The organism is Rhodococcus opacus (assembly GCF_012396235.1).
Classification (GTDB): Bacteria; Actinomycetota; Actinomycetes; order Mycobacteriales; family Mycobacteriaceae; genus Rhodococcus_F; species Rhodococcus_F opacus.
The window spans coordinates 36,890-51,052 of sequence record NZ_JAAXPA010000004.1; the positions used below are offsets into that span (position 1 = coordinate 36,890).

14 protein-coding genes are annotated in these 14,163 nt (G+C 67.8%); 10 read left to right on the forward strand and 4 right to left on the reverse strand.

What is annotated here, in order from left to right; genetic code table 11:
- Nucleotides 1–68: 68 nt before the first annotated feature.
- From HGB39_RS06200 to HGB39_RS06235, 8 genes are all read left to right on the forward strand, one after another.
- Entirely contained in the window at nt 69–1,760 is a 1,692-nt protein-coding gene (locus HGB39_RS06200) for an FAD-binding protein (RefSeq protein ID WP_005258962.1), read from the forward strand.
- On the forward strand, nt 1,761–2,015 hold the full coding sequence (locus HGB39_RS06205; RefSeq protein ID WP_005258959.1) for a hypothetical protein: 255 nt from the start codon (nt 1,761–1,763) through the stop codon (nt 2,013–2,015).
- Between the two features lie 12 nt (nt 2,016–2,027).
- A complete protein-coding gene (locus tag HGB39_RS06210; RefSeq protein WP_037204458.1) occupies nt 2,028–2,828 on the forward strand; it encodes a mycofactocin-coupled SDR family oxidoreductase in 801 nt (266 codons plus the stop codon).
- A gap of 2 nt (nt 2,829–2,830) precedes the next feature.
- Complete coding sequence (locus HGB39_RS06215; protein WP_037204455.1) at nt 2,831–3,661, forward strand: mycofactocin-coupled SDR family oxidoreductase; 831 nt, start codon at nt 2,831–2,833, stop codon at nt 3,659–3,661.
- 103 nt (nt 3,662–3,764) lie between these two features.
- Entirely contained in the window at nt 3,765–4,247 is a 483-nt protein-coding gene (locus tag HGB39_RS06220; RefSeq protein ID WP_005258953.1) for a nuclear transport factor 2 family protein, read from the forward strand.
- Nucleotides 4,247–5,008 carry an SDR family NAD(P)-dependent oxidoreductase gene (locus tag HGB39_RS06225; RefSeq protein WP_005258951.1) on the forward strand — a complete coding sequence of 254 codons (762 nt, stop codon included), beginning with the start codon at nt 4,247–4,249 and terminating at the stop codon, nt 5,006–5,008. Before HGB39_RS06220 ends, HGB39_RS06225 begins: the two co-directional genes overlap by 1 nt.
- A gap of 270 nt (nt 5,009–5,278) precedes the next feature.
- A complete protein-coding gene (locus HGB39_RS06230) occupies nt 5,279–6,145 on the forward strand; it encodes a TauD/TfdA dioxygenase family protein (protein ID WP_005258949.1) in 867 nt (288 codons plus the stop codon).
- Between the two features lie 56 nt (nt 6,146–6,201).
- A complete protein-coding gene (locus HGB39_RS06235) occupies nt 6,202–7,737 on the forward strand; it encodes a phospholipase C (protein ID WP_005258947.1) in 1,536 nt (511 codons plus the stop codon).
- 57 nt (nt 7,738–7,794) lie between these two features.
- On the opposite strand, the gene HGB39_RS06240 is transcribed toward HGB39_RS06235, so the two are convergent.
- The gene (locus HGB39_RS06240; protein ID WP_005568380.1) at nt 7,795–9,210 is read right to left on the reverse strand and encodes an amino acid permease; all 1,416 of its coding nucleotides are present in this window, start codon (nt 9,208–9,210) and stop codon (nt 7,795–7,797) included.
- 257 nt (nt 9,211–9,467) lie between these two features.
- Here HGB39_RS06240 and shiA point away from each other — a divergent pair, with 257 nt between their 5' ends.
- Nucleotides 9,468–10,826: a shikimate transporter gene (gene shiA / locus HGB39_RS06245; RefSeq protein WP_005568381.1), complete on the forward strand. Its 1,359-nt coding sequence runs from the start codon at nt 9,468–9,470 to the stop codon at nt 10,824–10,826.
- Nucleotides 10,827–10,929: 103 nt separating this feature from the next.
- On the opposite strand, the gene HGB39_RS06250 is transcribed toward shiA, so the two are convergent.
- The gene (locus HGB39_RS06250; protein ID WP_005568382.1) at nt 10,930–11,709 is read right to left on the reverse strand and encodes an IclR family transcriptional regulator domain-containing protein; all 780 of its coding nucleotides are present in this window, start codon (nt 11,707–11,709) and stop codon (nt 10,930–10,932) included.
- Nucleotides 11,710–11,754: 45 nt separating this feature from the next.
- Complete coding sequence (locus tag HGB39_RS06255) at nt 11,755–12,579, reverse strand: arylamine N-acetyltransferase family protein (RefSeq protein WP_005568383.1); 825 nt, start codon at nt 12,577–12,579, stop codon at nt 11,755–11,757.
- Nucleotides 12,580–12,671: 92 nt separating this feature from the next.
- Between HGB39_RS06255 and HGB39_RS06260 the strand changes: the two genes are divergently transcribed.
- Complete coding sequence (locus HGB39_RS06260) at nt 12,672–13,751, forward strand: PQQ-dependent sugar dehydrogenase (protein ID WP_005568384.1); 1,080 nt, start codon at nt 12,672–12,674, stop codon at nt 13,749–13,751.
- A gap of 39 nt (nt 13,752–13,790) precedes the next feature.
- On the opposite strand, the gene HGB39_RS06265 is transcribed toward HGB39_RS06260, so the two are convergent.
- Nucleotides 13,791–14,120, reverse strand: a complete 330-nt coding sequence (locus tag HGB39_RS06265; protein ID WP_005251221.1) for a hypothetical protein — start codon at nt 14,118–14,120, stop codon at nt 13,791–13,793.
- Between the last annotated feature and the right edge of the window lie 43 nt (nt 14,121–14,163).

Consider the following 14,163-nt stretch of genomic DNA (forward strand, 5'->3'; position numbering starts at 1 on the left):
AAGGGCTGTGGGAAACAGCAATTGACACCGGCAGAGTGTGATCGAGACCACTTCGGAAGGTGTGCACGATGAGCGTAGACGAGCAGAACTGGGACCGGGAGGTAGATCTCCTGGTGATCGGCAGCGGTGCCGGTGGCATGACCGCCGCCCTCGCCGGGGCCGAGCGAGGGCTCGACACCCTCGTCGTCGAAAAGTCCGGGGTGTACGGCGGTTCGACGGCACTGTCGGGTGGCGCCCTGTGGATTCCCAACTCGCCGATCCTCGTCCGTGAAGGCCGCGCCGACGACCCCGACGACGTCCGGAAGTACCTGGAGTCGATCGTCGGCAACAGCGTGCCGGCCGAGCGCCTCGACGCGTACATCGAGCAGGGGCCGGCCATGATGCGGTTCTTCGAACAGAACTGCCCGCATCTCCGGTTCTCCTGGTGCGAGGACTATTCCGACTACCACCCCGAGAACGTGGGCGGACGGCCGAAAGGGCGGACGGTCGAACCGCTGCCGTTCGACATGAACCAGCTCGGCGCCGACGGCGACCTGCAGCGGCCGAACTCCCTCGCGATGCCGGGTGGGCTGTACATGACGTCCACCGAGTTCCGTCACCTCAACATGGTCTTCCGCACCTGGGCCGGACGCAGGACCGCGCTGGGTGTCGGCTGGCGTTCGGTCGTGGCGTTGCTGCGGCGCAGGCGGATGGAGACTCTGGGGCAGGCCCTCGTCGGGCGTCTGCGGCTCACGCTCCAGGAGGCCGAGGTTCCGCTGTGGCTGAATTCCCCGCTGAAGGGTCTGGTCACCGACGAATCCGGAGCCGTCACGGGCGCGGTGGTCGAGTCCGGGGGACGGGAACTGCGCGTGCGCGCCCGCCGCGGCGTCATGATGGCCACCGGCGGGTTCGAGCAGAGCGAGGAGATGCGCAAGCGGTTCCTCCGGGAAGGCGGCAAGGACAACTACAGCGCCGGCTCACCCGACAACACCGGAGACGGAATCGTCGCCGGCGAGCAGGTCGGCGCGGCCGTCGATCTGATGGACGACGCGTGGTGGATGCCGTCGTTCCGGCGGCCGGACGGCATCATGCACGTCCTGGTGTCGGAGCGGTCGATTCCGCCGTCGCTGATCGTCGACCAGAACGGCAAGAGGTTCACCAACGAGGCGTCCCCGTACGTGTCGTTCGTCCACGACCAGATCGCCGGTGGTCACGACCCGGTGTGGTTCGTGTTCGACTCGAAGGCCAAGAGCCGCTACCAGTTCGGTGGGGTGATGCCCGGGCAGAAGTTCCCCGCGGAATGGTTCGAGACGGGGCTGATGCAACGCGCCGCATCCGTCGGCGAGCTCGCGCAGAAGGTCGGCGTTCCCGCGGAGTCGCTGTCCGCGGAGATCGCCCGGTTCAACGGTTTCGCCCGTGCGGGGGTCGACGCCGACTTCGGCCGCGGCGACAGCGCCTACGACCGGTACTACGGCGACCCGCGACTGCCCAACCCGACCATGGACGAGGTGGACCGGGCTCCGTATTACGCGGTGCGGATGGAAGCCGGCGACCTCGGCACCAAGGGCGGGCTCGTGTGCAACGAGCACAGCCAGGTGTGCCGCAGCAGCGGCGAACCGATCCCCGGGCTCTACGCCACCGGCAACACGTCGGCGTCCGTGATGGGCAACGACTATGCCGGTGCGGGCGCGACGATCGGTCCCGCGATGGTGTTCGGCTGGGTGGGCGCTCGGCATGCAGCCGGGGCGGGGCCCCGCGGTGTCACCGGGGCGGTGAGCTGAGTGCTTCCGGTCGAATGCCGGCGCTGCGGTAACGCGGTGCTCGTGGAGAAATACAGCGAGGCGCACACGAGTGTGCAGTGGCTGGGCGACGCCGAGCAGACCTGCCCGGAGTTCGCCCGGCGTGCGCAGGAGGGGGAGCACTCGATGTTCGTCCCCACCTGCGGCGCGCTGCGCGGATCGATCGACGATGCGGTGGAGGACGGGCGGGTGGGGCTTTCCCTGCGCAGCTACCCGACTCCCGGCCGCCTGGACTAGAGAGGACAACCGATGTCACGGATGGCGGGCAAGGTCGCCTTCATCACCGGTGCCGGGAACGGCATGGGACGCAGTCACGCGGTCCGGCTCGCGGAGGAGGGCGCCGACGTCGTCGTCGTCGATCTGCCGTCGGCCGAAGCGGATCTCGCCGAAACTGGAAGGCTGGTCGGCGAACTCGGCCGGCGCGCGGTCGTCGCCCACGCCGATGTGCGTGACGCGTCGGCGTTGCGGGCGGCCGTCGACGCCGGAGTCGCGGAGTTGGGGCCCCTCGACGTCGTCGTCGCGAACGCGGGTGTCTGCGACAACCCCGGCCCGGCGTGGTCGATCGACGACGCGGTCTGGCACCGATCGCTCGACGTCAACCTCACCGGCGTCTGGAACACGGCGAAGGCCGCGGTCCCGGCGATGCGGGACGGCGGCGGTTCCGTCGTGATCGTCAGTTCGACCGCCGGCATCAAGGCGGTGGCCGGGGCCGCCCACTATTCGGCGTCCAAGACCGCCGTGGTCGGGTTGGCCCGGACCCTCGCCAACGAACTCGGATCGCAGTTCATCCGGGTGAATGTGCTGCACCCCGGTGCCGTCGGCACCCGCATGACCCTGAACCCGGAGACGATGGCGCGGTTGCGGCCGGACCTCGAGAATCCGACCCGGGACGACGTCGTCCCCGTCCTCGCGGCGAACCACATGCTGCCCGTTCCGTGGCTGGACTCGCGGGATGTCAGCAATGCGCTGCTGTTCCTGGCCTCGGACGAATCGCGATACATCACCGGCACACAACTCGTGGTCGACGCCGGACTGACCCAGAAGGTGTAGAGATGACAGGTCGAGTGGACGGAAGAGTCGTCCTGGTCACCGGTGCCGCACGCGGGATCGGCCGGGCGCAGGCGTTGCGGTTCGCACAGGAGGGCGCGGACGTCGTGGCCGTCGACCTGTGTGGCCCGGTCGGCACGGTGGTGACGCCACCGGCGAGCCCGGAGGATCTCGAGGAGACCGCGAAACTGGTCCGGGACACCGGCCGCCGGATCGTGACCGCGCAGGTGGACGTGCGCGACGGCACGGTGCTCGCCGAGGCGGTCACCGCGGCGGCCGGCGAACTGGGCGGGCTGGACTTCGTGTGCGCCACGGCAGGCATCACGTCCTCGGGTGCCGCGCTGGACCTCGACGCCGAGACATGGCAGACGATGCTCGACGTCAATCTGACGGGGGTGTGGCAGACGTGCAAGGCGGCGGCGCCGCACCTGATCGAGCGGGGCGGCGGGGCGATGATCCTGACGAGTTCCATCGCCGGGCTGCGCGGGCTCGTCGGCGTCGCCCACTACACCGCGGCCAAGCACGGGGTGGTGGGCCTGATGCGGTCGCTGGCCAAGGAGCTCGCGCCGCACCGGGTGCGGGTCAACAGCGTGCATCCCACGAACGTGGACACGGACATGATCCAGAACGACATGGTGCGGCGGGCGTTCCGGCCCGACCTCGAGCACCCCACCCGCGAAGAGTTCGCGGCGGCGGCCGTGACGATGAATATGCTGTCGATTCCGTGGATCGAGCCGGTCGACGTGGCCAATGCCGCGCTGTTCCTGGCCTCGGACGAGGCGCGGTACATCACGTCCGTCGCCCTGCCGGTCGACGCGGGCAGCGTCAGCCGATGACCGCCGCGGGCGGCGTTGGCCGGTAATCTCCGAGTCCGCCCCCACACCTGACGATCCGTGGTAGAACAGGTGTCAGTTTTGGGGGCGGACGAAGGGTGATTCCGTGGATCTCGAGGCCGTCGCCGCGATCAGCAGGCTCAAGTACGCGTATCTGCGGGCCCTGGACACGAAATGCTGGGACGAGTTCGCCGACACGCTTCTTCCCGACGCAACGGCGAACTACGGCGAGCATCTCGCGTTCGAGTCGCGGGACGCGCTCGTCGAATTCATGAAGTCGAATCTGGGGCCGCAGACCATCACCGAACACCACTGCGGTCACCCGGAGATCGACGTCGACGGCGACACGGCGACCGGACGCTGGTACCTCTCCGACATCGTGCTGATCCCGGAGCACGACATGGTGCTGCGCGGGGCGGCGTTCTACTCCGACCGCTACGTCCGCGGACCGGACGGCCGATGGCGGATCGCCCACACCGGATACGAGCGCACATACGAGGCGGTGATGTCGCTGGCCGACATTCCCAGCTTCCGGCTGACGTCCAACCGGTGGGCAGCCGACACGGAACCCGGCAAAGGAGACTCGTGATGGGGACACTGGACGGCAAGGTCGCACTGATCACCGGCGCCGGTCAGGGCGTGGGCGCCGGCATGGCGTTCGCGCTGGCCAAGGAAGGCGCCCGGATCGCGGTGGTCGGGCGAACAGAGTCGAAACTCGTCGACACGTGCGCCGCCATCGCCGACTTCGGCGGCGTCGCCGAGCCGATCGTCTGCGACGTCAGCAAACGCGATCAGCTGGGCCCGATGGTCGACCGAGTCGTGGACGCATTCGGTGGCATCGACATCCTCGTCAACAACGCCAACGCGAGCGCGCTCGGACCGCTCCTGGACATCACTCCGAAACTATTGGACCGTGCCATGGCCGTCGGTCCGGTGGCCACCCTGTTCCTCATGCAGCTGTGCTACCCGCACCTGAAGGCGCGCGGCGGCGGCTCGATCATCAACCTCGTCAGCTCCTCGGCGGTGCGGTGGGACACCAGCGGTTACGGCCTCTACGCGGCCACCAAGGAAGCGATGCGCTCGCTCACCCGGACCGCGGCCAGCGAATGGGGTCCCGACGGAATCCGCGTCAACGCGATTGCGCCGCACGCACTGTCACCGGGCCTGAAATGGTGGACGGAGAACAACCCCGAGGAGGCCGCCGAGTTCGTGAAGTCGATCCCGCTCGGCCGGATCGGTGACTGCGAGCAGGACATCGGACGTGCCGTCGTCTTCCTCGTGGGCCCGGACGCCGGCTACCTGTCGGGTGCCACCATCCCGCTCGACGGTGGTCAGGCGCGCTGGAGCTGATCGCCGCCGATTGCCCCGAGCTTGCTCATTTCCCTCCCATCCGGTAGGAATTGCGTCGTGCATACGACTCACCTGGTGCGACGCCTCACCGTCGACCTGTGCCGTACGTGCGCCAACATCTGTTGTTGCTGATGGTCCGGCGCGCGTACCGCGTGCTGTCCACTCCTCGGTAGCCTCCGGCATCCGGTCATTCCTCACGCATTCTCCGCGTTTGCAGGTCCGGGCCGGTGCGCCCGTACCCAGGCACCATCACCTTCGCGGAAAGACACCATGAGCACTGCATTCGAAACCAGAACTGCGTCGCTGACGCTCGACAAGTTCGGCCCCCACTTCGGGGCCGAGATCATCGGCCTGGACGTCGCGTCCGCCACCGACGACGAGGTCGCCGCGATCCGTTCGGCGTTGACCGAGCACAAGGTGCTGGTCCTGCGGGGTCAGTCACTCGACGACACGAGTCACATCGAGTTCGGTCGCCGGCTCGGCCGGCTGACCGCGGGGCACCCCGTCCACGACAGCGGCGACGTCGCGCAGGAGGTGTACGCACTCGACAGCCAGGACAACGGTTTCGCCGACGTGTGGCACACCGACGTGACGTTCATGAAGCGACCGCCGCTGGGGTCGATTCTCCGCCCCGTCGTCCTCCCACCGCACGGCGGCGACACCAACTGGGCCGACAGTCAACTCGCGTACGAGTCGCTGTCGCTGCCGATCCGGCAGATGATCGATCAGCTGACCGCGGTGCACGACGGCAACCGCGAGTTCGGGTACTACCTCGCGCAGAAGCGGGGCGGCAAGGGAAACGTCTGGGACGGTGAGGAAGTCACCGCGCTCGTGCCCGTCGAGCATCCCGTCGTGCGGGTGCACCCGGAGACGGGACGCAAGGGCATCTTCGTGAACCCGGGCTTCACGTCCCACATCGCCGGAGTGTCCGAGGCGGAGAGCCGGGGAATCCTCGACTTCCTCTACGCCCACCTGACCAAACCCGAGCACATCGTGCGGCACCGCTGGCGCCTCGGCGACCTCGTGCTGTGGGACAACCGCAGCACCGCGCACTACGCCAACCGCGACTACGGAACCCAGCACCGCGTCATGCACCGCATCACGCTGGAAGGTGACGTGCCGTTCGGCCCGCAATAGAGCAACCTGCGCATTCGCCGGGCGCGCGGCGTCCGCAGCGACTACCGTCACGATCCGTGACCCCGGCATCGGACATCTCACGACGCAAGTTCCTCGCCTCCGCCGCGGCGGCCGGCGGTGCCGCCTTCCTCAGCTCGTGGGCGGGCCCGGTCATCGACCGCGCCTACGCGCAGGACCCGGGCGGCAGCGGGTCGCTGAACGACATCGAGCACTTCGTCTACCTCATGCAGGAGAACCGCTCGTTCGACCACTATTACGGCACCCTGTCGGGGGTGCGCGGGTTCGACGACCCGTCACCGGCGTGGCAGCAGTACGGCTGGACTCCGGGTGCCGGGCCCACCCCGACCGGGTTTCTCAACCCGTTCCGGCTCGACACCACGCAGGGCACACACCTCGACGGCGAATGCATCAACGACCCCACCCATTCGTGGGGTCCGCAGCACGACGCGTGGAACGGTGGCGCGATGGACCGGTGGATGCCGGTGCACATCGCGCACGAGGGGCCGCTCAACGGTCCCGCGACGATGGGCTACTACACGCGAGCCGACATCCCGGTGCACTACGACCTCGCCGACGCCTTCACGATCTGCGACCACTACTTCTGCTCGGTGCTGGGACCGACGGACCCGAACCGGCTGTACTGGATGACCGGAACGATCGACCCGGACGGGCTGGCCGGTGGGCCGCTGGTCGAGACGCCGACGGTGATCCCCAGGTTCGTCTACTCCTGGCGCACCTATCCGGAGAACCTGCAGGAGGCCGGCGTCAGCTGGAAGGTGTACGCCAACAAGGATCTCGGTCCTGTGTCGAGTGTCGCACTCGACGGGATGCTCGGCTGCTTCACGCAGTACAGCGACCCGAATTCGGAACTCGCTCGCCGCGGTCTCGATCCGACGTATCCGAACGACTTCCGGGCCGACGTCGCGAACGGCACGCTGCCCGCGGTGTCCTGGATCGTGCCCAACATCTTCACGTGCGAGCATCCGGCGCTGCCCCCGGCCGCGGGCGCGGTCGGGATCGTCGAGGTACTCGACATTCTCACGTCGAACCCGGCGATCTGGGAGAAGACCGCGCTGATCATCAGTTACGACGAGAACGGCGGTTTCTTCGACCACGTCACCCCGCCCACGCCGCCGCCGGGCACCCCGGGCGAGTATCTGACGGTTCCGCTGAACACCGTGTCGGAGAGCGAGAACAACCCGGGACCGATCGGCCTCGGTTTCCGGGTGCCGTCGCTGATCGTCTCGCCGTACAGTCGTGGCGGCCTCGTCGCCTCCGACACGTTCGACCACACGTCGCAGCTCCGGTTGCTGGAGAAGCGATTCGGCGTGCCCGTCCCCAATCTCACCGACTGGCGCCGCGGCGCCGTCGGCGACATGACGTCCGCGTTCGACTTCTCGTCGGCACCGAACGCCGGCGTTCCCGTGATGACGGACCCCGGGCCACGCCTGCAGGCGGCGATCGCGCAGTGCGGGCCGAACGTGGCCGCGGGGACGCTCAACGCCGGTGCACCCTACCCCGTCCCGCCGAATTCGATGCCCGTGCAGGAACAGTCGCCGCTGCGGCGTCGCCCCAGCGGGCTGATCATGTAGCGGACTCCTGACTCCTGACTCCTGCTCGACGATCGAACGGCGGCGGCCGATCCGAGCTCAGGGGCGGAAGGCGTCGACCTCTTCGCCGGAGGTCGAGGGATCCGGCGTCTCGTCGGTGGTCCCGCGCGTGCGCTGGCGGTAGATCCCGATTCCGACCACGACCACGGCGAGCCCCATCGAGACGTACATCTGGCTCCTGGTCTCCGGCAACACGAGCATGCCGACGCAGAGCGCGATGATGGCGGCGATGGTGCACCACGTCAGGTACGGGAACAGCCACATCTTCAGCGACAGGTCCTTGCCCTCCGCCTCGAGGCTGCGCCGCATGCGCAGCTGCGACACCGAGATCGCCAGCCACACGAACAGGGCGATCGCGCCCGAGGAGTTGACGAGGAACAGGAACACGGTGTCCGGGTACAGGTAGTTGAGGCCCACGGTCAGGAATCCCACGACCGTCGAGACGAGGACGGCCTGGCGGGGAACTCCCGACGATCCGATCTTCGACAACGAGGCCGGGGCGTCGCCGCGGCGGGAGAGCGAGAAGATCATGCGGCTCGCCGTGTACAGGCCGGAGTTCAGGCAGGACAGCACCGATGTGAGCACGACGACGTCCATGATGTTGCCGGCTGCCGGGATGCCGAAGGAGTCCATGACGGCGACGTACGGGCTCAGCGCGACGGAGGCATCGTCCCAGGGGAGCAGCGTCACGACGACGGCGATGGAGCCGATGTAGAAGATGAGGATGCGCCACACGACGGAACGCACCGCGTTGCGCACTGCCGCCACGGGGTTGGCGGATTCACCGGCGGCGATGGTGGCGATCTCGGCGCCGAAGAAGGAGAACACGACGACGAGGACCGCCGCGAACACGGCACCTGCCCCGTTGGGGAAGAACCCGCCGTGACCGGTGAGGTTGCTGAGGCCGGGGGCTTCGACTCCGGGCAGGGCTCCGCAGATCGCGAGGACGCCGAGCACCAGGAAGATGACGATGGCCGCGACCTTGATCGACGCGAACCAGAACTCGAACTCGCCGAACGACTTCACGGACGCGATGTTCGTCAGCGTGAGCAACACCATCAGGATCAGTGCCCAACTCCACTGCGGGACGTCGGGGATCCAGCGGTTCATGATGACGGCGCCTGCCGTCGCCTCGATGCCGAGGACGATGATCCAGAACCACGCGTAGAGCCAGCCGATGCTGAAGCCGGCCCATCGGCCGATCGCGCGGTCGGCGTACGCCGAGAACGATCCCGTCTCGGGGTTGGCGGTCGACATTTCGCCGAGCATGCGCATCACCAGGATGACGACGATTCCCGCGAGTGCGTAGGCCACGAGTACGCCGGGGCCCGTCTCGCGGATCGCGACCCCGGAGCCCACGAAGAGGCCTGCGCCGATCACCCCCGCGATAGCGATCATCGAGAGGTGCCGCTTCTTCAGTGTGTGCTGAAGCTGCGGATCGGTGGTTCCTGACATGGAGAAATCCCTTCGGCGCTACTCCGGGTGTGATGTGCGTCGCTGATTCGGAAAAGTGTGTACGAGTCGTGAGGGCTCCGGAATCGCCGATTCGGTGAAATTGGTGCGGCCGAGATAGACGAAACGGCAGTACCACGCATCTGCGCCTTCTTGACAACCCGGAAACGCTATGGCTACCGTCACATTATTCAATCAGCGGACATGAGTTCGGTATGCGAACAGGATCTGTCCGGCACCAACCTAGACGGGACATCGGAATGAGCGATCACGCCTTCACCCCGGCAGCCGAGAAGCAGGCGCGAAGAGCAGCGCTGAGCAGTTTCGTCGGCGCAGTCATCGACTGGTACGACTTCCTGCTCTACGGGTTGGTCGCCGCACTGGTCTTCAACTCGGAGTTCTTCCCGAATGTCAGCCCGGCGATCGGAACGCTCGCCGCGTTCGCGACGTTCGGCGTCGGATTCCTGTTCCGGCCGCTCGGCGGTGTGGTGTTCGGCCACTACGGCGACCGCATCGGACGCAAACGGATGCTGATCCTCACCGTGCTGATCATGGGAACGAGCACCGCCCTGATCGGACTGTTGCCGTCGTTCGGGTCGATCGGCTGGTGGGCTCCGGTCCTGCTCGTCACGCTGCGCGCCATCCAGGGCTTCGCCGTCGGCGGCGAGTGGGGTGGGGCCGCGTTGATGGCCGTCGAGAGCGCCCCGCCGAAGAAGAAGGCGTTCTACAGCAGCGGAGTGCAGGTCGGCTACTCGGTCGGGCTCATCCTCGCCACCGGATTCGTCATGCTCATGAGCAACCTGACCACCGACGACGCGTTCAGCCAGTGGGGTTGGCGTGTTCCGTTCGTCGCCAGCGTCGTCCTGGTCGGAATCGGCCTGTGGATCCGCGCCGGAGTGCAGGAGAGCCCCGAGTTCGTCGAGAAGGTCGAGAAGGTCGAGGAGGAGCAGACCGCGCAGGACAAGAAGCGGATTCCCCTCGTCGAAGCACTGCGCAACCACCCGAAGGCCTTCCTCCAGATCATCGGCCTGCGTTTCGCCGAACTGTTCTCCATGTACATCGTGACCACGTTCGCGTTGAGCTACTCCACCCAGGAACTGGGGATGGAGCGCAACTTCATGCTCAACGTCGGTCTGCTCGTCGGTGCAGTGGGTATCGGCACCATCCCGCTGTTCGCCTGGCTGTCCGACAAGCACGGCCGGCGGCGCGTCTACATCCTCGGCGCACTGATCGGCGCGGTGTGCGCGTTCCCGTTCTTCATCTTCCTCGAGAACGGGTCGATGATCGGCACCGTCATCCTCGCCGTGCTCCTCGTCAACATCTCGCACGACATGGTCGTCAGCGTGCAGCAGCCCCTGTTCACCGAGATGTTCGGGGCCGAGTACCGGTACAGCGGCGCGGGCGTCGGCTACCAGGTGGCCAGCGCGATCGGCGGCGGCTTCACCCCGTTCATCGCGGCAGCCCTGGTCACCGCCAGCGGCGGGTCCTGGCACCTCGTGGCCGTGTACCTCGCCGGCGGCTGCATCGTCAGCGCCCTGATCGCGTGGCGACTGCAGCCCGATGCGAGTGCCGACGCGTCGGACGCCGCCACTCGAGCCGAGCTCGAGAACTCGCACTGAACATGGCGGCGCGGTCGGTGCTCCGGGAGTTGCCGGGTGCGAGCCTCGACCGCGTCGTGCAGATCGGGGCCGGTGGTGCCGGAGTCGCCGTCGCCCTAGGCGGTCAGCCGAGGGACAGGTCGGAACCGATCCGCTCCGCGGTCGCGACGAGTTTCGGCACCACCGACGCCGCGACGTCGTCCCGCGTGTACTGCGTGCCCTGCAGCGAGGAGTTGAGGGCGGCGACCACGGCGCCCGTCCGATCCCGGATGGGAACGGCCGCGCCGCGGATGCCGATCTCGAGCTCGTTCTCCGACATCGACCAGCCGTCGGCGGCGACCTTCCGGACGTCTGCGCGCAGGTGTTCGACGTCGGAGATCGTGTGGGGTGTGAAGGCCTGGAACTCGGTGGTCTTCAGGTAGTCGTCGAGCGCGCCGGCCGAAAGTCCGGCCAGCAGAACCCGTCCCGTGGACGTCGCGTACGCGGGGAACCGCATGCCCACCGTGATCGAGATGCGAATGATCCGGGGCGAGCGGACCCGCGCCACGTACACCACGTCGGGACCGTCGAGAATCGTGACGGAGATGGTCTCGCCCAGTTCCTTCGCGAGAGCCTCGATGTGCGGGTCGGCGACCTGCGGCAGTCGCAGCGCGGCGAGGTACGAGAAGCCGAACCGCAGCACCCGGGGTGTGAGCGAGAAGTTGCGTCCGTCGAGACGCAGGAAACCCTTGTCCACCAGGGTGAGCAGAATACGGCGCGCCGTGGACCGGGTGATCCCGACAGCCTGCGCCACCTCGCTCAGTGTGCGTTCCCGGTGCTGTTCGTCGAAGCATTCGAGAACGGTCAGGCCACGGTCCAGGGACTCGAGAAAATACCGTTCCCCCGACGCCGGTTGCTCGGCCACCTCAGCAGCCACCTGTTTCGCACACGCCGTCATGCTACCGGGCGACTAGGTGCGCCGGAGCCGGCTGAACGCCGTGTCCAGTGTGGCCAATCCGCTCGTGTCGATGAGGAAATCGGTTTCGAGAACGTCGCGCAGTTCGTCGACGGTCGCCAGTTCGCGCCGCTCGGACGTCCCGCCGAGGTGGTGCACCGTCAGCCGCGTACCGGCCAGGGCGTAGCGGCGGTCTTCCGTGGCCCGCGCCGCCATGAGTCCGGTCACGAAATGCGATCCGGGCCAGGTCGACAGGTACCAGTTGGGGGCCTCGTAGTCGACGGGGAACTGCCCGGTGAGGTCGAACCGGTAGATGGTCCGCCACTCGTCACCGACGAGTGCCTGCATCGCGTAGTCGCCCGCGACGTCGACCAGCCGGAACGGTTCCAGCGGAGTGTCCTGCACGGTGTCCAGTTCGAAGCGCAACGTGGTGGTGAGGGTCATGCCGCCGAACCCGACGTCGATGAGCCTTCGCTCGCCGGCGACGTCGACGAGCAACAGCATGTGCGAGCGCGGAGTGACCGCATCGATCGGAGATCCCCACAGAACACGGGCGGCGAGTGGCGTCACGTCGAACCCGAGCTCGAGCAGGACGGCCCGCAGCAGGAGATTCTGCTCGAAGCAGTAACCGCCCCTTCGGGATTCGACCAATTTCTGTTGCAGTGACGGCAGGTCGAGCCGGTTCGGTGTGCCGAGGAACGGGTCGAGGTTCTCGAACGGGATCGACCGGGCGTGATGTGCGGCAAGCTGGTTCAGCGTCGCCGTCGTCGCGGATCGGTCGCCGTCGTACCCGATCCGGTCGAAGTACCGCTCGAGGTTCAGATCGCCCGCAGTGGCCATGGAGCACAGTGTAAGCGCGGCGAATGACCGATCAGGGGCCGTCACTGGGGGAGGATGGACAGGGTGCGGGGTCGCGTGACGGGAGGACAACCATGGGACGGCGACGTTTCTCGGTTGCAGCGTTGCTGGTGGTCGTCACGTGCGCGGCATGCCAGTTCGAGGGGAGTCCGGCGCAGCCGTCGACGACCACCGCGGTCGCCGCGCCGGCCGAAGCCGAGCCCACGGTGATCGCCGCCGACCTCGACGTGCCGTGGGGGATCGCGCTCCTGCCGGACGGGACGGCACTGATCGCGGAACGGGACAGCGGCGCGATCCAGCACCTGCAGGCGAACGGCGACACGACCGTGATCGGCGAAGTGCCCGGTGTGGCGGCGCGGGGCGAATCGGGACTGCTGGGCCTGGCCGTCTCACCGGCCTACGCAACGGATCAGATGATTTACGCGTACCTGACCACCGACGACGACAATCGGGTGGTCGCCCTGCGGTTCGACGGCCGCAGCCTCGGGGAGCCGGCCCCGATCCTGACGGGCATCCCCGCCGGATCGATCCACGACGGCGGCCGGATCGCATTCGGGCCGGACGGCAAACTGTACGTCGCCACCGGTGAAGCGGGTGACCGGCCACGCGCCCAGGACCCGTCCTCACTCGGCGGCAAGATTCTGCGGATCAACCCCGACGGGTCGATCCCGGCCGACAACCCCACCCCCGGTTCACCGGTCTGGTCGTTCGGGCACCGCAACGTGCAGGGCCTCGCGTGGGACGACGCCGACCGGTTGTGGGCCACCGAATTCGGGGCGAACACCTGGGACGAGGTGAACCTCATCGAACCCGGCGGCAACTACGGATGGCCGGAGGTCGAGGGGCGGTCGGGCGAGGCGGGCTTCGTCGATCCGGTGGTCCAATGGTCCACCGGCGAGGCGTCCCCGTCCGGGCTCGCGTTCCAGGACGGCGCGCTGTGGGTCGCGGCGCTGCGCGGCGAACGACTGTGGCGGATTCCCGTGGGCGGTGACGGCTCGCTCGGCGAACCGCAGTCGCTGTTCGAAGGTGAGTACGGCCGACTGCGCACCGTCGTCGCGACACCGGACGGAGCAGTCTGGTTCAGCACCAGCAACCGTGACGGGCGCGGCGATCCGGCGGAGGGCGACGACCGCATCCTCATGCTCCGCCCGTGAGTACTTATCAACCGCGGGCGGTTAATAAGTACTCACGGGTCAGTCGGTCCAGGGGACGATCGGCGGCTTCACCCACATGATCTTCTCGTCCCGGTGCGCCGGGGTGGCGGCGGGATGGTCGGGGTGGCGCTCCGCCCACGCCGACTTCTGGTCGAGCAACTCGACCACGGTCAGCCACGTCTCCATGGTGCTCGGCGGGTTCGACCCGGCCGCCCGGGCGAGTTTCCGCAGCGTGCCGTCGGTGAGGTCGAGGAGTTCCTGACCGCTGATTCCGCGATCCCACACATACCGCGCGAGTCCCATCGCCTTCTCGCGACGTCGCTTCGCAGCGCCTTCGGTGTGCGCGAAGTCGACTTCCTGAGGTTCCATCGTCTTCCCTTCTCGTGCGCGTCACCACGGTAGGTCACCCGTG